At 38.0% G+C, this 20,801-nt stretch carries 23 protein-coding genes; 8 read left to right on the top strand and 15 right to left on the bottom strand.

Features of this window, described 5'->3' with window-relative positions; translation table 11 throughout:
• Nucleotides 1–271: 271 nt before the first annotated feature.
• The 3 genes from AC5YC8_RS11210 to def form a co-directional block, all read right to left on the bottom strand.
• Nucleotides 272–2,317, bottom strand: a complete 2,046-nt coding sequence (locus AC5YC8_RS11210) for a TonB-dependent copper receptor (protein ID WP_496164587.1) — start codon at nucleotides 2,315–2,317, stop codon at nucleotides 272–274.
• Nucleotides 2,318–2,387: 70 nt separating this feature from the next.
• Complete coding sequence (locus tag AC5YC8_RS11205; protein WP_496118922.1) at nucleotides 2,388–2,819, bottom strand: DUF2946 domain-containing protein; 432 nt, start codon at nucleotides 2,817–2,819, stop codon at nucleotides 2,388–2,390.
• An 84-nt stretch (nucleotides 2,820–2,903) separates the two neighbouring features.
• A complete protein-coding gene (gene def, locus AC5YC8_RS11200; RefSeq protein WP_496118920.1) occupies nucleotides 2,904–3,434 on the bottom strand; it encodes a peptide deformylase in 531 nt (176 codons plus the stop codon).
• A 120-nt stretch (nucleotides 3,435–3,554) separates the two neighbouring features.
• Between def and AC5YC8_RS11195 the strand changes: the two genes are divergently transcribed.
• The 3 genes from AC5YC8_RS11195 to tsaC are packed head-to-tail and all read left to right on the top strand — an operon-like array spanning nucleotide 3,555 to nucleotide 6,491.
• Complete coding sequence (locus AC5YC8_RS11195; RefSeq protein WP_496164586.1) at nucleotides 3,555–4,715, top strand: LysM peptidoglycan-binding domain-containing protein; 1,161 nt, start codon at nucleotides 3,555–3,557, stop codon at nucleotides 4,713–4,715.
• A 9-nt stretch (nucleotides 4,716–4,724) separates the two neighbouring features.
• On the top strand, nucleotides 4,725–5,882 hold the full coding sequence (dprA, locus tag AC5YC8_RS11190; RefSeq protein WP_496164585.1) for a DNA-processing protein DprA: 1,158 nt from the start codon (nucleotides 4,725–4,727) through the stop codon (nucleotides 5,880–5,882).
• Between the two features lie 39 nt (nucleotides 5,883–5,921).
• Complete coding sequence (tsaC, locus tag AC5YC8_RS11185) at nucleotides 5,922–6,491, top strand: L-threonylcarbamoyladenylate synthase type 1 TsaC (RefSeq protein ID WP_496164584.1); 570 nt, start codon at nucleotides 5,922–5,924, stop codon at nucleotides 6,489–6,491.
• 392 nt (nucleotides 6,492–6,883) lie between these two features.
• Here tsaC and AC5YC8_RS11180 read toward each other — a convergent pair whose 3' ends face one another.
• Entirely contained in the window at nucleotides 6,884–7,768 is an 885-nt protein-coding gene (locus AC5YC8_RS11180; RefSeq protein WP_496164583.1) for a DMT family transporter, read from the bottom strand.
• A gap of 145 nt (nucleotides 7,769–7,913) precedes the next feature.
• On the opposite strand from AC5YC8_RS11180, the gene AC5YC8_RS11175 reads away from it, so the two are divergent.
• From AC5YC8_RS11175 to AC5YC8_RS11165, 3 genes are all read left to right on the top strand, one after another.
• The gene (locus tag AC5YC8_RS11175; RefSeq protein ID WP_496164582.1) at nucleotides 7,914–8,663 is read left to right on the top strand and encodes a helix-turn-helix transcriptional regulator; all 750 of its coding nucleotides are present in this window, start codon (nucleotides 7,914–7,916) and stop codon (nucleotides 8,661–8,663) included.
• A 101-nt stretch (nucleotides 8,664–8,764) separates the two neighbouring features.
• Entirely contained in the window at nucleotides 8,765–9,310 is a 546-nt protein-coding gene (locus tag AC5YC8_RS11170; RefSeq protein ID WP_496118931.1) for a glutathione peroxidase, read from the top strand.
• A gap of 142 nt (nucleotides 9,311–9,452) precedes the next feature.
• A complete protein-coding gene (locus tag AC5YC8_RS11165) occupies nucleotides 9,453–10,013 on the top strand; it encodes a PM1805 family lipoprotein (RefSeq protein WP_496164581.1) in 561 nt (186 codons plus the stop codon).
• Between the two features lie 70 nt (nucleotides 10,014–10,083).
• Here AC5YC8_RS11165 and adhP read toward each other — a convergent pair whose 3' ends face one another.
• Nucleotides 10,084–11,115, bottom strand: coding sequence for an alcohol dehydrogenase AdhP (adhP, locus tag AC5YC8_RS11160; protein ID WP_496118930.1), 1,032 nt, complete (start codon nucleotides 11,113–11,115; stop codon nucleotides 10,084–10,086).
• Between the two features lie 168 nt (nucleotides 11,116–11,283).
• Between adhP and AC5YC8_RS11155 the strand changes: the two genes are divergently transcribed.
• Both AC5YC8_RS11155 and AC5YC8_RS11150 read left to right on the top strand, forming a co-directional pair.
• Nucleotides 11,284–11,724 carry an AAA family ATPase gene (locus AC5YC8_RS11155; protein ID WP_496164580.1) on the top strand — a complete coding sequence of 147 codons (441 nt, stop codon included), beginning with the start codon at nucleotides 11,284–11,286 and terminating at the stop codon, nucleotides 11,722–11,724.
• A gap of 10 nt (nucleotides 11,725–11,734) precedes the next feature.
• Complete coding sequence (locus AC5YC8_RS11150; RefSeq protein ID WP_496164579.1) at nucleotides 11,735–12,496, top strand: tRNA(His) guanylyltransferase Thg1 family protein; 762 nt, start codon at nucleotides 11,735–11,737, stop codon at nucleotides 12,494–12,496.
• A gap of 43 nt (nucleotides 12,497–12,539) precedes the next feature.
• Here the strand turns inward: AC5YC8_RS11150 and AC5YC8_RS11145 are convergent, their stop codons facing one another.
• The 10 genes from AC5YC8_RS11145 to AC5YC8_RS11100 all read right to left on the bottom strand — a co-directional run bounded on the left by AC5YC8_RS11145 (nucleotide 12,540) and on the right by AC5YC8_RS11100 (nucleotide 20,734).
• Nucleotides 12,540–12,959, bottom strand: coding sequence for a F0F1 ATP synthase subunit epsilon (locus AC5YC8_RS11145; RefSeq protein ID WP_496118902.1), 420 nt, complete (start codon nucleotides 12,957–12,959; stop codon nucleotides 12,540–12,542).
• Nucleotides 12,960–12,985: 26 nt separating this feature from the next.
• Nucleotides 12,986–14,380, bottom strand: a complete 1,395-nt coding sequence (gene atpD, locus AC5YC8_RS11140) for a F0F1 ATP synthase subunit beta (RefSeq protein ID WP_067762731.1) — start codon at nucleotides 14,378–14,380, stop codon at nucleotides 12,986–12,988.
• A 26-nt stretch (nucleotides 14,381–14,406) separates the two neighbouring features.
• On the bottom strand, nucleotides 14,407–15,276 hold the full coding sequence (gene atpG / locus AC5YC8_RS11135; protein WP_496118900.1) for a F0F1 ATP synthase subunit gamma: 870 nt from the start codon (nucleotides 15,274–15,276) through the stop codon (nucleotides 14,407–14,409).
• A gap of 89 nt (nucleotides 15,277–15,365) precedes the next feature.
• Nucleotides 15,366–16,910, bottom strand: a complete 1,545-nt coding sequence (gene atpA / locus AC5YC8_RS11130) for a F0F1 ATP synthase subunit alpha (RefSeq protein WP_496118898.1) — start codon at nucleotides 16,908–16,910, stop codon at nucleotides 15,366–15,368.
• Between the two features lie 42 nt (nucleotides 16,911–16,952).
• The gene (locus tag AC5YC8_RS11125; RefSeq protein ID WP_496164577.1) at nucleotides 16,953–17,489 is read right to left on the bottom strand and encodes a F0F1 ATP synthase subunit delta; all 537 of its coding nucleotides are present in this window, start codon (nucleotides 17,487–17,489) and stop codon (nucleotides 16,953–16,955) included.
• Nucleotides 17,490–17,501: 12 nt separating this feature from the next.
• Nucleotides 17,502–17,972: a F0F1 ATP synthase subunit B gene (locus AC5YC8_RS11120; protein ID WP_496118894.1), complete on the bottom strand. Its 471-nt coding sequence runs from the start codon at nucleotides 17,970–17,972 to the stop codon at nucleotides 17,502–17,504.
• Between the two features lie 38 nt (nucleotides 17,973–18,010).
• The gene (gene atpE, locus AC5YC8_RS11115) at nucleotides 18,011–18,256 is read right to left on the bottom strand and encodes a F0F1 ATP synthase subunit C (protein ID WP_000424060.1); all 246 of its coding nucleotides are present in this window, start codon (nucleotides 18,254–18,256) and stop codon (nucleotides 18,011–18,013) included.
• Between the two features lie 87 nt (nucleotides 18,257–18,343).
• Nucleotides 18,344–19,219, bottom strand: coding sequence for a F0F1 ATP synthase subunit A (gene atpB / locus AC5YC8_RS11110; protein ID WP_496118873.1), 876 nt, complete (start codon nucleotides 19,217–19,219; stop codon nucleotides 18,344–18,346).
• 105 nt (nucleotides 19,220–19,324) lie between these two features.
• The gene (locus AC5YC8_RS11105; RefSeq protein ID WP_496118871.1) at nucleotides 19,325–19,723 is read right to left on the bottom strand and encodes an ATP synthase subunit I; all 399 of its coding nucleotides are present in this window, start codon (nucleotides 19,721–19,723) and stop codon (nucleotides 19,325–19,327) included.
• Between the two features lie 171 nt (nucleotides 19,724–19,894).
• A complete protein-coding gene (locus AC5YC8_RS11100; RefSeq protein ID WP_496164575.1) occupies nucleotides 19,895–20,734 on the bottom strand; it encodes a metal ABC transporter solute-binding protein, Zn/Mn family in 840 nt (279 codons plus the stop codon).
• Nucleotides 20,735–20,801 lie beyond the last annotated feature (67 nt).

The following is a 20,801-nucleotide window of genomic DNA, read 5'->3' as shown; positions in this document are numbered from 1 at the left end:
TAATCTTCATCACCGCCGATGGATGTGCATTCTACAGCATTTCGCTCCCCTTGCAACACCTTTTTCAAAACTTTTATTTTGTATGGTCACTTAATAATCTTTAAAAATAATAAATACCTGTTTTATATAACTTATTTATTTTAATCATTTAAAAAATAAATATAAAACCACCCCAAAACAACCATAAATCATTGTTTTTAATAATTTTAAAAAACAAAGCAACAAAAAAAAGCAGGTTATTCCCTGCTTTTTTGTTTAGATTTAAATCAAATTAGAACTTGATACTCATTCGAGCCCAGTAATTACGACCTATATTATTAAATTGTTGATCACTCGCAAAGCCATCACCAAATCCAGAATTACCTAATTTATTTAAATGTTCGGTATATGTCTTGTTTAAAACATTATCAATACCTAAAGACAAATCTACACCTTGGGCAAGGTTATATGTCCCATTAATTGACAAAGTCGTAAACCCTGCGCTTTTATTCAAATCATAACCAACAATATTTCCTTCATTTTTGCTAATTCGATTTTGACTATCAACTACTCGCCATAACAAACCAAAATTATATTTGTCTTGTATATAGCGTAAGTTTACACGCGCTTCTAATGGTGCAATTTGAGGTAGTGGAGTCTTATCTGTCGTATTTTTACCCCAAGCATACATAGTACTTACATCTGCCAAAATAGCATCGGTAAATTGATAACCTATACCCGCTTCCGCTCCTGCAATAACAGCATCAACATTACGAGTATTCGCAGTCATCCCACCCATCATTCCTGTACCAGATGTATAGTGAGTCAAAATATAATCTTGTATTAGGCCAGTATATGCCGAAGCCCAAGAGTTGAATCCACCATGATGATGCTGATAACCAGCATCTAACTGCAATGTCTTCTCTGTATTAATATTATTAAATGTATTTAGATTTCCATTACCTGATTTAGGGCTAAATAACTCCCAATAATCTGGCATACGCTCCACATAGCCTAAACCAATATAAGTTTTACCATCATCATGATCTGGGTGTGTATTTTCAAATCGTATAAAACCACTTGCTAATGTTTTGTCTAATTTGCGGTTATACCCTCTATCAATAGAATCTTGACGTTCATCTTTTACAACAACCTGATCTAATCGAAGACCTGTAACCAATCTATTTTGATCATCAAAGTGATATGTCAACTCACCAAAACCTCCGAAAGAATGGAATTTCATATCTTTCGTTCTTGGTTTATCTAAATAAGAAACTCCATTCTCTGTTTTTCTTGTGCTGTGCTCGTTATTCTGCGTATCAAAACCTGAAATAAAGTCAATTTTGTCCCACTCATGCGTTACCGCCAAACGTGCATTTAATGTTTTACGCGCAACATTTGTTGCCATTTTCATCATTGGTGCAGGACGCAAACTATAGTTATCCATGACATGATCATTAAAGTTATAGTTTACTTGCGCTTCAATTTTTTTTATGACATCAGTGACATTTTTCTTTTCAAAGCGTAGACCTAAACTTTCACGTGCAAATTTAGAACCATCCATGCCACGACCCGCATAAACAGCCTCACCATCTGCCTTACCACCTGTAAGCTCTAACCATGTGTTTTCATCAGGTGTCCAACCCAATGCAACATCTGCATTCCATCGTTTCCAATCCGATGGCACAGTATTTCCATCACCATCTTTATAACTATCTGAAACTGAGCGATTGGCATTTAAACGAATGTATTTCTTCTCATCACCAATTGCTGTTTCAAGGTTATGGTCTAAACGACCAAAAGAACCCATCAACACACTTGCTTGACCACGATAGTTTTTATCTTCTGTAAATGTTTCTGGACTACGTTCAAAAATAACCGTTGCAGCAGAACCCGTATTGGCATATTGAACTGTTTGTGGTCCCTTAATCACCGAAATTCGATCATAACTTTCAGGTGAAATATAAGATGTCGGTGAATCCATACGACTTGGGCATGCACCTAAATTTTCAGTGCCATCGGTTAAAATTTTAATACGTGAGCCAAACATTCCACGGAATGTCACATCACCATTTGTTCCCGCTCCACTATTTACAGAACTAAAACCCACAATACTTTGCAAATAGTCTGCACCATCTGTTGCGGGAATGGGTTGAATGGGCTGCTTCGGATCTGCACGAACAATTAAGCCATTTGCATCATTACCCGCTTGTGCAGTTACCGCAATGGGTGCAAGTTTTTTAGATTCCGTAAAATCTTCTGCAAATACAACCGAAGATGAACACGCAACACAAATCGCAGCCGCAAGAGGCTGTAAATAGAATTTAGGCTGAGCCATTTTTTTCTCACATAAAATTTAAATAAAACAATGCTGGAGTCAGTTAAGACCCAAATGTGTAAATTTTGATTTATGCGAAAACTGGAGGGGCTCGCCCTTGAGGCATTAAGAAGAGTTGCTGAAGAACAAACCAAACATGCGTAAAAGCTTTATGAAAAGCAATTAAACGAATTTGTATACGATCAAAAACTTCGTTAATGTCTAATTCAGGTGGTAAAACCAAATTGCCATATACCGTACAGTATTGACATTGATGACTTGCATCATGCTGATGACTCGTATGCTGACTCATTTGCTTAGTTTCAGCATGATTCATATCATGATGTGCATGAGAATGCGTAGATTGAGGGTTTTCTTTAACAGGTACCAACAAAAGTGCACGCGTAATGGTTTCACAAACCGGTGCAACTTGATATTGCACAGGTAATAACGGCTGTAAAAAAACAGCAATCTGTAAAAATACTGCATAAAAAGCAAGCAGTAAGCCACTACGTAAAAGCAAAGGCAAATCCTAAAATCTGTCGGAAGCGAGTATAGCAAAGCCCAATAGATATTGGGCTTTGTGTTACAAACTTTCGCTATTTACTTAGCGCTTTGCAGGTACTTTTTCTTTTTGACGCTGACGAGCAGCTTTTTCAATTTTCTCACGTGCACGTTGACGTTTCAGGGGAGATAAATAATCTACAAAAAGTTTACCGTTTAAGTGATCCATTTCATGCTGAATACAAACAGCGAGAAGTTCATCTGCTTCTATTTCAAAAGCATTACCTTCTAAATTTACTGCCTCAATTTTTACACGTGACGGGCGTTCAACTTTGTCGTATATTTGAGGCACTGACAGACAACCTTCTTCATAAGGAAGCGTGTTTTCAGTTAGTGGCGTAACTTTAGGGTTAATAAAAACCATGGGTTGATCTTTATTTTCAGATAAATCCATAACAATAAGCTGAATATGTTTATCGACTTGCGTAGCCGCCAAACCAATTCCTGGCGCTTCGTACATCGTTTCAAACATATCTGCGGCAAGCTGACGAATTTCATCAGTAACTTCTTCGACTGGTTGTGCAATGGTACGAAGACGTGGGTCGGGGAAACTTAAAATAGGTAATAAGGCCATGTTGCGTCCTCACTTATGCCATTGATCAAAAAACCAAAATGAAGGAATGCTTCATCGAAAAAATGTGTGTAAGATCGTTATTATAACGCAACTACATACATAATTTTAGGAATTATGATAATGAAAAAGGTTTTTAAAGACACATCTTCTTTCAGTGTCTTGGGGTTAAAAAAACATACGCTTGCTCTTGCAATGTGTGCAGGGCTAGGCATTGGTATGGTAACAACAGTTGAAGCATCAACACCTACACGCAATATTAATCCGCCCGCATTAAAAGCAAATGCACCCAATGTTTATGTTGTAAAAAAAGGCGATACGCTTTGGGATATTTCAAAAAAATTCCTCAAAAATCCTTACCGCTGGCGTGAAATTTGGGCAAGCAATAAATACATTAAAAATCCACACTGGATTTTCCCTGGGGATAAACTTTTAATGTGTAGCTACAACGGCAAGCCTCTCATTGGTAAAGATGAGGGTGATGGCTGTGATGGAATTATTCGTCGTTACGGAAATGACACTATCACTCTGCAACCACAAGTCCGTTTAGAGTCATTAAACAATACTATTCCTGTGATTCCACTAGATAGCATTAAAAACTGGTTAGAGCGTTCTAGCATTGTACCTGAAGATTCAGTTAAAAATATGCCTTATGTAGTCGGTGCAAGAGACCAACGTGTTCTTGCAGCCAAAGGACAAAGTATTTATGTTCGGGGCAATGGCTTAGAAGTAGGTCAACGCTATAGTGTTTATAGTGAAAATGAACCTTACATCCTACTGGATGCGAAAGGGAAAAAATACAATGCAGGTTTAGAAATTGTTGAAGTTGCATCTGGAATTGCAACCAAGCAAACAGATGATATGACCACCATCGAAGTCACAGATTCTTATAATGCTGAAATTCGTCGTGGTTATATTGTTATGCCAGAACAAGAATCAACATTACCAACGATGTTCTACCCTGTAAATGCTGAAGATGTTGTTGCAGGTGGTAAAATTATTCGTGTTCAAGGTTCAATTGGTGCTGCCGCAGTTCGTAGTGTGGTAAGTATTGACCGTGGAACAAATCAAGGCGTAAAAGTTGGTGATGTATTTAGCGTAAATGACGTAGGTCAAATGGTTAAAGACCCTGTTACTCGTAAAACAATCCAACTACCTTCTGAAAATGTAGGAAGCGTTATGGTATTTAAAACTTTTGACAATATTAGCTATGGCTATGTTTTAGAAAGCTCACTTCCTATTAATGTTGGTGCATTACTTACACCACCTATTATGAATGAATAGTTGAAAAAAATGTTGAGCCACTTATCACAAACTCAAATTGAAACAATTGCAGTCTGGTATGTGGTTCAACATTCACTTTCTAGCTTTTATAAAATTCAAAAACAGTTCCAAACTTTAGCGCTCGCATTAAAACCAGAAAATAGCGATCAATGGCAAAATTTAGCACTTCATAAAAACCATCTTCAACGTCTAAAACAATTTCATACCGAAGAAGGACAAATTGAATTTCAAAAAGTACTTACCCAAATTAAGCAACACTCAGATTTCATTCTTATAGAAACAGATACTTGTTACCCTCCACAACTTCTACCTTATAGCGATAGACCTCCAATTTTATTTGGGCAAGGAAATGAAAAAATTCTACTCCAACCTCAGGTTGCAATTGTGGGAAGTCGTAAATCAAGTACACATGGTCGACAAGTCGCTTATGACTTTGCTTACTATTTAAGTGAAAAAGGTTTTTATATTAATAGTGGTTTAGCACAAGGAATAGATGAAGCAGCTCATCAAGGTGGTCTAAAGAATCAACGTACAATTGCGGTCATGGGTACAGGTTTAGACCTCACCTACCCATCCCAAAATCAAACTTTAAGACAAAGTATTATTACAAATCACGGCGCAATTATTACTGAATTTTTACCAACAACAAAACCATTACAACAACACTTTCCAAGAAGAAATCGTATTGTGAGTGGATTAAGTCTAGGGGTTATTGTTGCTGAAGCAACCTTAGATAGCGGTTCACTTATTACAGCCAAACTCGCAGCCGAACAAGGTAAGCTTATTTTTGCAATTCCAGGTCACATCTATAATGAATACCATCAAGGATGCCATCAACTTATTCGTGAGGGAGCCATTCTAGTAGATCATCCAGAGCAAGTTATTGAAGATCTAGCCTTACCAACGCAATGGCATGCTCAACAAACTGAAATTCAAAATACATCTTCAGAATTATTTGAAAAACAAAATGAAGAATCATTTGATATTCCTGAATATCTCATAGATTTATATAAACAACTAGATTGGGTTGGACAAGACCTAGACCAACTAGCCACAATATTAAAATTAGACGTTTCTACACTAACTGGCTACCTAATAGAATTAGAGTTACACGGTTTATGCATGCAACAATCTGGTTTATATGTCCGTTGTCGTTCTCATAAATAAGGTTCACAATAGCACTTTATTTTAGAAAGGCTCCCATCCATGATCACCACCTCTGCCATTGAAGCTGCGGACTACCTTAAAAAAGGACAAGTACTCGCCTATCCTACAGAGGCAGTTTGGGGATTAGGTTGCGACCCTCATAATGAACAAGCATTTCAAGAAATTTTACGTTTAAAACAACGCCCTATTGAAAAAGGTGTCATTTTACTCGCAGGACAAATTTCACAAATAGAACATTTACTTATTCATTTAAGTTCAGACATGCAAAAGCAGGTTGTAGATTCTTGGAGCAATAGACATCCTTCTGAACGTGCAACAACATGGCTTCTTCCTGCAACAGAAGATATTCCAACATGGATTAAAGGAAACCATCCTAAAGTTGCTGTTCGTGTTACAACTCACCCTTTATGTATTGCTCTATGCAATGCTTTTGATGGCTACATTGTATCTACAAGTGCTAATACTGCTGGTTTAGAGCCTGCTCGTTCACTGCAAGATGCCCACACTTATTTTAAAGATGAATTAAATTATTTAGATGGTGATTTAGGCTTAAGCCATGAACCAAGTAAAATTATTGATGCAGAAACTGGAAAAATTATTCGAGAATAATATGTTTTTAATATAAAGAGATGAAAAACTTAGACAAAAAAAAGCTCAACCATATAGGGATGGTTGAGCATGAAAAAGGATGTGTAATCACATCCAGAGGGTCTTGCAAATCTGGTGTTGATAATAAGGCTTCACTAAAACAAAGTCTTCATTACCTAACTGAGGCTATTATTCATCAAATAGTTTCCGATATGAAATAGAATAAAATGATCTATTAATATAAAAAATGTCTTAATAGATACATATAAAAACTATAATTCAAATTATCTAGCTATTTTATTGAACATTTTTTAAAAGATTGCCGTTTTATTCAACATTTAAAAAATATGTATTTTAAGCGGAGCCTTTTTAAAAAAAGTTTCAACTGATCAATAATTAATCAATTTTACATTTTAAGCTTTCTTTTGCGCCAAAATAATTCCAGAAATAATGATAACGCCACCAATCGTATGATAGATCGTCCATGCTTCTTTTAACCACAAGTAAGCAATTAATGCAGTAAACACTGGCATTAAATTCATAAAAATACTGGTTCTATTGGGTCCATTTTTTTGAATTGAAAGCATCCAAACAAACGGTGCTATGAGCGATGGAAAAATACCCGCATATAAAACACTTGTCACATTTCCAGTATTAATTGTATCCAAGCCAAACCATAGCAAAAATGGTAAGTGAAAAATAAGCACAAAAATAATTTGTACATACAAGCTCAATAGCAAAGGAACCTGTAGTTTCCATTTTTTTAAAAAGACCCCATAAAATGCATAAAAGAAGACAGCTGCTATCATCAGCAAGTCACCTACATGACCACCCAAATGCAGCAGACTTAAAATATCACCTTGAGCAATCACAAAAATAAGACCACAAAAAGATAATAAACCACCAATAACAGCAAATTTATTGGGATATTCTTTTAATATCGCAATAGATACAAACATGGTAAAAATTGGAATAAATGCATTAATAATTCCCATATTTGTAGCACTTGTATAATGTGCCGCAACATAAGAAATTCCCTGATAGAGCATCATTCCAAAAGCAGATAAAACTGCAAATTTTGCTAAATAAGGACGAATTAACGACCATGACTTAATCAATTTGATTAGCATAAATGGTGTTAAAATAAGAAATGCGACAAACCAACGATAAAAACTAATACTAATTGGTGAAATATAATCTGCAACATAACGTGTAACAGCAACATTCAATGCCCAAATAAATACAGCAATAAGGGGCAAAAAAACAGCCCAAGTATTTGTTTTAATTTGCTGATTCATAAATAGTTCATATCTTAAATGCGAATGAATATTATGCAAAAGGTCGGAAATAATTTAAATACTGAATATCAGACATTTATATCGTATATTCGACATTATAAAAATGATACATGAAATCAACCTATTTATTCATAGAGCAACTTATATGCATGAACTTGAAAAATACATGACTGTAGAAGAGTTTTTCTATGAAAAAAACGACTATGTTGAACCACATGCATCTATTTGGGGAGATTTTAACTTTTGCCTTCAAGGCATTTTAGAGTATGAAATTGATGGGCAAATACAGCTATCACCTCCTAGTTATGGCATTTGGATTCCACCACGTATAACACATCATTGCCATGCAGCCGAGCAGACTCGGACTCACTATGTTGCAATCCGTTTTCACCCTAATTTATGTCAATTTTTTTCTACAAAAGCAGAAGTTTTAGGTGTGAGTTTTTTTCTAAGAACCTTAGTCGAAGAGGTTTTACGTTTCAAAAACACCTCTGAAAACTCGAGTCATTATCGTCATTTATTACAAGTATTATTAGATCAATTGATCGTAGCACCTAAATACAATCACTATTTGCCACAAAGCCACCATCCAGTTTTAAAGAAAATTCTAGATAAACTTTCTGCTCCTGAAAATTTAACTTGTAGCCTTCATCAACTCATTGCAGATGCCCCTATAACAGAGCGTCACCTATTACGCCTTTGTCAGCAAGAATTGAATATGAGTATTTCTGAATGGCGTAATCGGGCTAAAATTTTATACGCCATTACTCAACTATCTCAGGATGTTTCCATTAAAAAAGTTGCATACAATTTAGGTTATAACCACAGTTCTAGCTTTATTGAATTCTTTAAACGCTATACAAACCAAACGCCAAATCAACTGAAATCTTCCTAAATTATCTCCTCTAGAAATCTTTGCCACAATTTACTAAAAATTGACTTGCTCCTCCCTTGAATAAGCGCTAAAACATTTGAGTATTCATTATTAGAGAAATGATCATGGCTTCTGTATACAACATTCCAGTAAAAACAATTCAAGGTGAAAATGTTACCTTAAATCAATATACAGGTAAGGTTTTACTTCTTGTAAATGTTGCATCAAAATGTGGTTTAACACCGCAATATGACGGCTTAGAAAAACTTTATACAGAAAAGAAAAACTCAGGTTTAGAAATTTTAGGATTTCCAGCAAACAACTTCTTAGAGCAAGAACCAGGTTCGGATGAAGAAATTCAAGATTTTTGCTCTGTAAACTATAAAGTAGACTTCCCACTTTTCTCAAAAATTTCAGTTGCAGGTGCAGATAAACACCCACTTTACCAAACTTTAACGCAAGCTATTCCTGAACGTATTGGTGAGGGTCCTTGGTGGAAAGATTTAGTAGATTATGGATTAACACCAAATGAGCCACCTGAAGTTTTATGGAACTTTGAAAAATTTCTTGTGTCTAAAACAGGTGAAATTGTTGCTCGTTTTGCACCCGATATTACAGCTGATGATGCTCGAATTGTTGATGCAATAAATGCAGAACTTGCAAAATAAGCTTTATTTAATCGTTAAATGAAAAAAGAGCATACACATGCTCTTTTTTTACAAAAGTAATGTTATAACTTTGCAAAAATCTGTTTTTTCTTCACATTTGCCCCTTATATTAAAGCCATCGTGTATAAATACTGTGCTCAACATGAAAAAACTTCTTCAAGGTGTGTTACTTCCTTTTGCTATTTTTAGTACTGGTATTCTTTTAATTGGTTGTGAACAAAATCAAACCGCTGAAAGCACTATTGAGCAAAATGATACAGCGCAACAAAAAGATGCTTCATCTCATGACGATGCACCTCATAATCTAAAAAGTGGCAATATGCTCTACATTGTTCGAGATGTTGCAGATATGCAAATGAAAGCTGGCGAATATATTGATCAGTTAAAACAGACTCAAACAACTTTAGAAGATGCGGTAAATGCACAAGATCATCAACAATTAAAAGAAACAGCAGCTCAACTACAAAGCCAATTGAAAGAATTGAATCAAGTCTTAGAATCTTTAAATTTAAAGAGTCAGGAAATTGACGATATTCGTGCAAATATTTTATCTGCCAATGAAAAAGTTTTAAATTCTCCATTCTTAAAAGGCGATTTAGACTTATCTAAGGTCGATTTAGATAAAATTGAACAGCAAATGGGCAATGTTCAAGATGAAATGATTAAGCTTGCAGGTATGATGATTTCTTCAAATGATAAATAACTGACTTAACTTATTCCAACTAAAAAGCCTTATCCTCTTTTAGAAGATAAGGCTTTCATATATTAGAAAATTAAATTCGCATATCAATTACTATGCGCCCATCTATTTTCCCATGTTCCATTCGATCAAAAATATCATTAATATTTTCTAAAGGCTCTACGCTAATATGCGCCTTAACCTTCCCTTTCGCTGCAATATCTAATGCTTCTTTTAAATCTAAACGTGTTCCTACAATAGAACCACGAACAGTAATACCATCTAACACCATATCAAAAATTGAAAGGTCAAATTTACCTGGCGGTAATCCATTAAGAACCATTGTTCCACCACGACGAATAATCGAAACAGCTTGTTCAAACGCTTTAGGAGAAACTGCTGTCACCAAAACCCCATGGCAACCATCACCTGTTGCGTCAATTACAGCTTGTTTTACATCAGTTTTTAACGCATTAATACCAACGTCTGCACCTAAACTTTTTGCAAGCTCAATTTTTGAATCATCTACATCAATTGCAACAACATTAAAGCCCATGGTTTTTGCATACTGAACTGCTACATGTCCCAAACCACCAATTCCAGAGATTGCAACCCAATCACCTGTTTTGGCATCTGTCATTTTCAGACCTTTATATACCGTCACTCCCGCACACAGAATTGGCGCAATTTCGAGTAGATCGACACCTGCAGGAATTACACCTACATATTCACCATCTGCTAAGCAGTATTCCGCAAAGCTACCGTTTACAGAGTATCCCGAATTTTGTTGTTGCTTACACAGTGTTTCCCAGCCTGCATAACAATGATCACAATGACCACATGCAGAATATAGCCAAGGCACACCAACAATATCGCCAACTTTAAGATGGTCTATGCCTGCACCAATTTCTACAACCTCCCCCACACCTTCATGTCCAGGAATAAATGGTAAGGTTGGTTTAATTGGCCAATCACCATGCATAGCATGTAAATCTGTGTGGCAAACCCCTGTTGCGACCATTTTTACTAGTACTTTACCTGCTGTTACTTTTGGAATTTCTACTTCTTTAATAACAAGTGGTTGATTAAACTCCGTAACCACTGCAGCTTTCATCATAGCCATTATTCTTTACTCCATGTGTTTTACACTTAAAACTATTCATTCATTTTGTAGTACAAAAAAATAGTAATATCTTAAAGGTTGGAGTTAGGTAGGTTGAAAATGCAATCACCAACTTTATCTATTTCCTTCTTATTTTGATAAGCTTAGAGTTATTCATTCTTAGTTTTCAAAATGCAACTCATTATTTTTACAGGCGTTCAAGCCTCAGGAAAGTCGAGTTTTTATTTACTCAATTTAGCGCATAGTCATTTGCGTATAAATTTGGATATGCTAAAAACTCGCCACCGAGAAAATATTATTTTTGAAGCATGTTTAGCTTCTAAAACTAAAATGGTTATAGACAACACCAATCCTACAAAAGAAGATCGTGCTCGTTATATAAAACGAGCTAAAGATGCTGGTTTTGAGGTGATTTCTTATTATTTTGAAACAGATTTGAAAAATACTTTAGAGCGTAATAGCCACCGCATAGGTAAAGCCAATATTCCTGAAGTTGGCGTAAGAGCAACGTATAAAAAGCTAGAAATACCAAGTTTAGATGAAGGCTTTGATGAAATATTTAAGGTAACGATTGTAGGGAATGGGGAGTTTTCCATCTTAAATATAGATTAAGAGAAAAGAAATGAAGTTTGATGATTTAGATAAAAAACTTAGATTATTCGAAACAACCTACGATTTTTGTGTTCCATCTGAGCAGTACATTGTTGTTCGCTTAGATGGTCGCGGATTTACTAAACTTACGAAAGAGACTTGGAACTTCGATGCACCTTTTGATGTCCGTTTCAGAGACCTGATGTTAAACACTACGACACACCTCATGCAATCAGGATTTAATATCGTTTACGGATATACCCAAAGTGATGAAATTTCGTTACTTTTTAATAAGAATGAAGATAGTTTTAACCGTAAAACTCGCAAAATTATTTCAATTTTAGCAGCCGAAGCAAGCGCAAAATTCACTTTACTACATCAACAACTTGTAACATTCGATGCTCGTATTAGTATTTTACCAAATGAGAAAGATGTTCAAGATTATTTTAGATGGCGTCATGAAGATGCACATCGTAATGCTTTAAATGCTCATTGTTATTGGTTACTTCGAAAATTAGGTAAATCCATAAACGAAGTAACGTCTCAAATAAAAGGATTAAATTTAAATGAAAAGTGCAATCTCCTCTTAAATCATGAAATTGATTTTAATCAATTGCCGTTATGGCAACTTAGAGGAACAGGATTATATTGGGAAAATCTAGAAAAAGTAGGCTTTAACCCTAAGACTCAACAAAAAACATTAACCTTAAGACGGCAAATAATTATAAATGATGCATTACCACTGCATGATGAATATGGAAATTTTCTTCAAAAGAAATTCTTAAACTCATAAAAAAACCACCCTTTCGGGTGGTTTTTCAATCTCAAACCGTCTCTTATTGAGCGCGGTTTTTGATTTTGCGGATTGTTTCCAACTGAGCAGCAGTTTCTGCAAGAGCAGCCAATGCAGCAGCAGAGTCCAAATCGCTCTTTTGATTTGCTAACAAAACTTCAGCGTTTTTACGCGCTTCAAGAATTGCAACTTCATCTAAGTCGTGTGCACGAATTGCAGTATCTGCAAGAATCGTAACCACATGCGGTTGAACTTCTAGAACACCACCCGATACAAAGATTAACTCTTCAGTACCGTTTTCCAACACAACGCGAATTGCGCCAGGTTGAAGTAAAGTTACTAACGGAGCATGTCCAGGCATAATACCTAACTCACCGCCAGCACCTTTAGCAATTAGCATAGTTACAGTGCCAGAGTACAAAGACTCTTTTACACTTACAACATCACATTGCATAGTCGCCATGAGAATCTCCTAAATTAGGGAACTAATTAAAGTTTCTCAGCTTTAGCAATAACTTCGTCAATACCACCAACCATGTAGAACGCTTGTTCTGGGATATGGTCGTATTCACCAGCTAAAAGACCTTTAAAGCCACGAATCGTTTCTTTAAGTGGTACAAGTTTACCAGGAGCACCAGTAAACACTTCAGCTACGTGGAACGGTTGAGAGAAGAAGCGTTGAATCTTACGTGCACGGTATACAGTAAGTTTGTCTTCTTCAGCTAACTCGTCCATACCAAGAATTGCGATAATGTCTTTCAATTCTTTGTAACGTTGAAGAACGTTTTGAACTGAACGAGCAATTTCGTAATGCTCAGCACCAACTACTAATGGATCTAATTGGCGTGAAGTTGAGTCAAGTGGATCGATCGCTGGGTAAATACCAGAAGATGCGATGTCACGGCTCAATACTACAGTTGCGTCTAAGTGAGCGAATGTAGTTGCAGGCGATGGATCTGTTAAGTCATCGGCAGGTACGTATACCGCTTGAATTGACGTAATAGAACCAGACTTAGTAGATGTAATACGTTCTTGAAGAACACCCATCTCTTCTGCAAGTGTAGGTTGGTAACCTACTGCAGACGGCATACGACCTAGAAGTGCTGATACTTCAGTACCTGCTAGTGTATAACGGTAGATGTTGTCTACGAACAATAATACGTCACGGCCTTTACCGTTTTCGTCTTTCTCGTCACGGAAGTACTCAGCCATAGTAAGACCAGTCAACGCTACGCGTAAACGGTTACCTGGTGGCTCGTTCATCTGACCGTAAACCATCGCTACTTTGTCAAGAACGTTAGAGTCTTTCATCTCGTGATAGAAGTCATTACCTTCACGAGTACGCTCACCAACACCAGCAAACACAGATAAACCTGAGTGAGCTTTAGCGATGTTGTTGATCAACTCCATCATGTTTACAGTTTTACCAACACCGGCACCACCGAATAAACCAACTTTACCACCTTTAGCGAACGGGCAAAGTAAGTCAATTACTTTAATACCAGTTTCTAAAAGGTCAGTAGAAGCTGCTTGTTCAGCGTAAGAAGGTGCTTGACGGTGAATCGGTAAACGAGCTTCTGTAGCAACATCACCAGCTTCATCGATAGGGCGACCAAGAACGTCCATAATACGACCAAGAGTCGCTGTACCTACAGGTACAGAGATCGGAGCGCCAGTATTTGTTACGTTCAAACCACGCTTAAGGCCTTCAGTAGAACCCATTGCAATAGTACGAACTACGCCATCACCAAGTTGTTGCTGAACTTCTAAAGTAGTTTCAGTTCCATCAACGTGAAGAGCGTCATAGATCTTAGGAACGCTATTGCGTTCAAACTCGACGTCGATTACCGCGCCGATGATCTGAATGATACGACCGCTACTCATTGCTGTCTCCTCAATTCAAAATAATGTTAAACGGCAGCGGCACCACCAACGATCTCAGAAATTTCCTGAGTAATCGCGGCTTGACGCAGCTTGTTATAAATAAGTTGTAGGTTCTTAATCAAGTCACCAGCGTTATCTGTTGCAGCTTTCATTGCAACCATACGAGCAGATTGCTCACACGCGATGTTCTCGATTACGCCTTGATACACCACAGACTCAATGTAACGAACCAATAAGCCATTTAAAAGCTCTTCAGCTTCTGGCTCATAGATATAATCCCAACCATATTGACGGTTAAGAGTCTTGTCATCTTCAGCAGCAGCTAAAGGAACAAGTTGTTCGATCTTTTGATCTTGAGTCATGGCATTTACAAAGCCGTTAGAAACTAGATAAATACGATCTAACTCGCCTTTATCGTAAGCGTCTAACATTACCTGTACAGAACCAGATAACTGTTCAAGGCTTGGTGTGTCGCCAACTTGAGTTGTCGCACCAAGCACTTTACCGCCGTAGCTTTTAAAAAACGAAACCGCTTTTTGACCAATTAAAGCAAATTGAACTTCAATTGACTGCTCTTGTTGTTGCTGTACATGTTTAACAACTTTTTTGAACAAGTTAATGTTCAAACCACCTGCCAAACCACGATCTGAAGAAACAATGATATAGCCAACGCGCTTAACTGGGCGTTCAACCATATAACGATGTTTGTATTCAGGATTCGCTTGTACCAAATGAGCAATTACACGGTGCATATTTTCGGCATACGGACGGCCTTGAGCCATGCGCTCTTGCGCACGACGCATCTTAGAAGCTGCTACCATCTGCATCGCGCGAGTAATCTTCTGCGTGCTTTTGATACTAGCTACTTTGGCGCGAATTTCTTTTAAATTTGCCATACGCTTAACCTAGTATTCGAAGGCCCTTGCGAGCCTCCGAAGGTTGATTCCGTGAACCAAACCAACACTAAATTTCAACAGTCTGAAACTTAGTAAGTTTGAGTCGCTTTAAAGCTTTCAATACCTGCTTTGAATGCTGCTTCGATTTCTTTATCCCAAGCACCAGTCTCGTCAATTTTTTGCATTAACGCAGCTTGTTCTGAACGGAAGAAAGAAACTAACGCAGCATCAAATGCAACGATTTTCTTAACTTCTACGTCAGCCATGTAGCCTTCGTTAGATGCATAAACTGAAACAGCTTGGTCAGCAATTGAGTAAGGAGCATATTGTTTTTGCTTCATTAACTCAGTTACACGTTGACCATGTTCTAATTGCTTACGAGTTGCTTCATCAAGGTCAGAAGCGAACTGAGCAAACGCTGCCAATTCACGGTATTGTGCTAAAGCGGTACGGATACCACCAGACAATTTTTTGATGATCTTAGTTTGTGCAGAACCACCAACACGAGATACAGAGATACCCGCGTTCACTGCAGGACGAATACCTGAGTTGAATAATGATGTTTCTAAGAAGATCTGACCATCAGTAATCGAAATTACGTTCGTTGGTACGAATGCAGATACGTCACCCGCTTGAGTTTCAATAATTGGCAATGCAGTTAATGAACCAGTTTGGCCTTTAACTTCACCATTAGTGAATTTCTCAACGTAGTCAGCAGATACACGAGAAGCACGCTCAAGTAGACGTGAATGTAGATAGAACACGTCACCTGGGTAAGCTTCACGACCTGGTGGACGGCGTAAAAGCAATGAAATTTGACGGTAAGCAACAGCTTGCTTAGACAAGTCATCATAAATGATTAACGCATCTTCACCGCGGTCACGGAAGTATTCGCCCATTGTACAACCAGAATATGGAGCAAGATAAAGCATTGCTGCTGGATCCGCTGCCGCTGCTGCTACAACAGTTGTATACGCCATAGCGCCAGTTTCTTCTAGCTTGCGTACAACGTTAGCAATAGTCGATTGTTTTTGACCAATTGCTACGTATACACATTTAATGCCAGAGTTTTTCTGAGCGATGATCGCGTCGATCGCCATTGCTGTTTTACCAGTTTGACGGTCACCAATGATCAACTCACGTTGACCACGACCTACAGGGATCATTGTATCTACTGATTTATAACCAGTTTGTACAGGTTGATCCACTGATTGACGCCAAATTACGCCTGGTGCTACTTTTTCAACAGCATCAGTTAATTTTGCATCAATTGGGCCTTTACCATCAATTGGGTTACCCAAAGCATCTACTACACGGCCTAAAAGTTCTGGACCAACCGGAACTTCTAATACACGACCTGTGCAACGAGCTTTTTGACCTTCTTGAAGGCTTAAGTAGTTACCTAAAACAACGACGCCCACTGAATCCTGTTCTAGGTTCAGTGCCATACCATAAAGGCCGCCGTCGAATTCGATCATTTCACCGTACATTGCATCAGCAAGGCCGTGAATACGCACAATACCGTCGGAAACCATAACAATGGTTCCTTCGTTCTTAGCGGTTGCGCTGGTGTCCAGATCGCCGATACGCTGTTTAATGAGCGCACTGATCTCGGATGGATTCAGTTGTTGCATTGCGCTATACCTCAATCTTTTTAAAGTTCAGTCTTCGAGCAATTAAGCAAGAAGACGAGTCCGCATTTTTTCAAGCTTGTTAAGCGCAGAATCATCTATCACTTGGTCGCCTGCACGAATAACTACACCAGCAATTAGCTCTGGTTTAACTTCTACAGAAACATTTACTGCAGCTTTGAATTTTTTCTCTAAAGCATGTGCAAGTAATTGTTCTTGTACAGAAGTCAATGGGAATGCTGATTCAATCACAACATCCACAATATTGTTATTCTGTGATTTGAGCTGTTCGTATTCTGCAGCAATTTCAGGAAGAAGTGACAAACGGCCATTTTCGGCAAGCAATGTCAAAAAGTTTGACACTGCAGCGTTTTGGTCTTCACCTAAAACTTTAGCAATCACACTTACCTGCTCAGCAGGAGTAAGCTCAGGGCGATTTAAGAAAGCTGAAAATGCTTCGTCTTGCACCGCAGCACTGAGCAATTCAAGTGCTGTTGACCAAGAGTCAGTTGCACTTTGCTCAGAAGCGTAAGCAAATGCTGCTTTAGCGTATGGGCGTGCCAACGTCAAGAGTTCAGCCATAATCCGCCTCTCTTAAAGTTTAGCAGCCAGCTGAGTCAGCATGGCATTGTGAGCTTCTGCGTCAACTTGTTGGCTAAGAATTTTCTCAGCACCAACAACTGCAAGAGCAGCAACTTGTTGACGTAATTCTTCGCGAGCAGCATTGATTTCAGTATCAACAGCTTCTTTAGCCTGTTGACGAATACGCTCACCTTCAGCAGATGCTTGAGTACGCGCTTCTTCTACCAATTGCGCACCGCGACGGTTCGCTTGTTCGATCAATTGAGCCGCTTGTGCTTTAGCCGCGTCTAATTCAGCTTTCACTTGAGCTTGCGCATCCGCAAGATCAGCTTTCGCTTTTTCAGCAGCGTTTAAGCCATCAGCGATTTTACGCTGACGCTCACTAATCGCATTGATTAGTGGTGGCCATACAAACTTCATGCAGAATGCGACAAACATCGCAAACGCAATCGCTTGGCCAATCAATGTGAGGTTGATATTCATTGCTATTCCTCAATAGTTTAATTTAGGAATTAAGCTGATTAACCTACAAATGGATTAGCGAAGATGAAGAACAAGCCAATACCAACACCGATCATAGGCACAGCATCAAGAAGACCTGCGATTAAGAACATACGAGTTTGTAGTTGTGGAGCCAATTCTGGTTGACGAGCTACAGCTTCAAGGAAGCGACCGCCTAAAAGACCAAAACCAATCGCAGTACCTAAAGCACCAAAAGCGATCAAGATAGCAGATGCGATTGCAACTAGACCTAAAGTGAGTTCCATGATAATTCCTCAGAGGTTAGGTTTTATACCAAGTTAAATTAAAAAAAATTATAGGCCTAACCATCGTATGATAGTTAGGCAATACCATTAATGTTTTTCGCTAGCCATACTCAAGTATACGATAGTTAACATCATGAAAATGAATGCTTGTAACGTAATAACAAGAATGTGGAAGATCGCCCAAGGCACAGACAGAGCCCATTGGATCCAGAACGGTAATAACGCGATTAAGATGAAGATTAACTCACCTGCATACATGTTACCGAAAAGTCGAAGAGCCAATGAAACTGGACGTGCAAGGAATGTTACTAATTCAAGAATTAAGTTCACTGGAATTAATAACGCTTTTGCAACTGGGTTACTTGGGTTAAATGGGTTAAGTGCCAATTCGCCAACAAAACCACTAATACCCTTTTCACGAATACTATAGAACAAAATAAGAACAAATACAGACAATGACATACCAAGGGTAATGTTAGGGTCAGTAGATGGAACAATTTTAAAGTAAACGTGGTGAGGGTCCATACCAAATACGTGCGCACCAATCAATTGAGCTGTATACGGGATAAAGTCAACTGGTATTAAGTCCATCGCGTTCATGAGGAAAATCCACACGAAGATGGTTAATGCTAATGGAGCAATTAAACGTGATTTGCCATGGAAAGTGTCGCGGACACTTGAGTCAACAAACTCAATGATCATTTCAATTGCAGACTGGAACTTGGTAGGAACACCAGAGTTTGCAGCTTTCGCTACACACCAGAACAACAAACAGAAAATCACACCGAGCGTGATAGACCAACCCATAGAATCCAAGTGAATAGCAGTGAACCCCATCTGTTGAGCTTCATCAGCAGTTTCAGCTAACTTCCAAGAACCGTCTGGCATTTTACCATAAGTCATGTTCGTTAAATGATGCTTGATATACTCGGTCGAAGTAAGGGCATGTTCTTCAGCAGCCATAAATCACACCTGGTCAATGTCAAATACTAATATAGAGAAAACGAATATCGCGTGCTGCTTGATATCTCGTTCCACTCCAAAAAAACTTTTCAATTTTTGTTGTGCTTAAACTCGTTTCTGAAAGCGTGAAACACAAAAAGGTGCAACCCACGACATGGCTTGAACGAGAATAAACCCACAAAACAATGCGACCGCTGACAACGGTTTAACATTGCTCAAAATTAAAATGAATCCAACGATCACTATAGCAAACTTGCCCATCATGCCCCTATACATGTTCAAAAGAACTTGCTTCGTTGCTCGCGCGCCTGCCGTTCGAAACGACTGCCAAGAAAAATAACTACTTGCTAGCCAACAAACTAACGCTCCAAGAGCGGCGCTGTATGCAGCAGTTGTGTCTTTCAAGACCAACGCAATCAAGGCTGAAACAGGAATCATACATGCTTGTATGAGGACTAAAGCTTTCGCTAATCGTCGATCAATCATGCGACTAGTTCGGCTCATATACATTTCCACTTACAGCACTAATGCTTGACAAGTTTAACAGGTGATCGATTTTTATCGAAGGCATTATAGAGTTAGCCCCCTAAACATGCAATCTTTTCCCGACCTAAGTCGAGTTTTTTTGCAACTATATAACATCGGCTTTATATTTATTTTTGTTTAATAAATAGTTTACTTTCGTGCATTTAACACACATTTTTGAACTTCTTGGGTCAATTTGCTCCAACCTACAACAAAGTCCCCTTCCCCACTCATACTTTCATCCACTTTTTGAAATGAAATATCACCTAGCTTTTGATACTGATTTTTACTTGCATGACCTTCCGCAAGTAAACACATTTTTGTCATTGGACGATGGTCATTTAAGTACTTAATCTGAGTTACTGTAGGTGCCATATGCGAGTCCGAGGTTAATGCACCCGCAAATGTTAAGTTTAATGGGCGCTCTAAATATTGATAGGCATCATGAAATGACCAATACGGCTTTGCAGATAATGTCGTGTTATGTTTATTTGCAGCAAATAGCATCTCTTTTGCAAACTTTTGAGCATTTGCCCAATACTCCGCTTTATGTTCTGGTTGTTGTTGCGAGCGTAATGCCGCAATAAAGAAACCAATACGGACTGCATTATTCGGATCTAACCATACATGCGTATCTAGAGTCCCTTTAATTGACTTACCACGCACATCACGTTGCGGTAATGTTTGAACAATACCTGATTCTAAAACTGAAATTGCAGTAGGATTATCTGCCAAGAGCTTATTCAATGGTGCTTCATGCTGTGGACCAAGCCAAATAACCAAAGCCGCATCTTGAATTGTTTTTCGATGCGCTGGCGTTAATGTCACATCATGACCCGCTTGATCTTTAAGTAATAAAATAGGCTTTTCCACACCCTCTGTAATTTTCTCAGCAATTAAATAAATTGGATGTGTAGAAACAACAATAGATTGAGACCAACTCAAACTACTCATCACAGCAAATATACAAAATGCAAAGAAACGGGACATGGATAAATCGCTTACAGCTCTAAAAAATGTTATAATATAACAAACCAATAAAAATATACATCCCGAA

The organism is Acinetobacter sp. FY731 (assembly GCF_059515905.1).
This window is presented reverse-complemented; position numbering and strand designations above follow the sequence as displayed.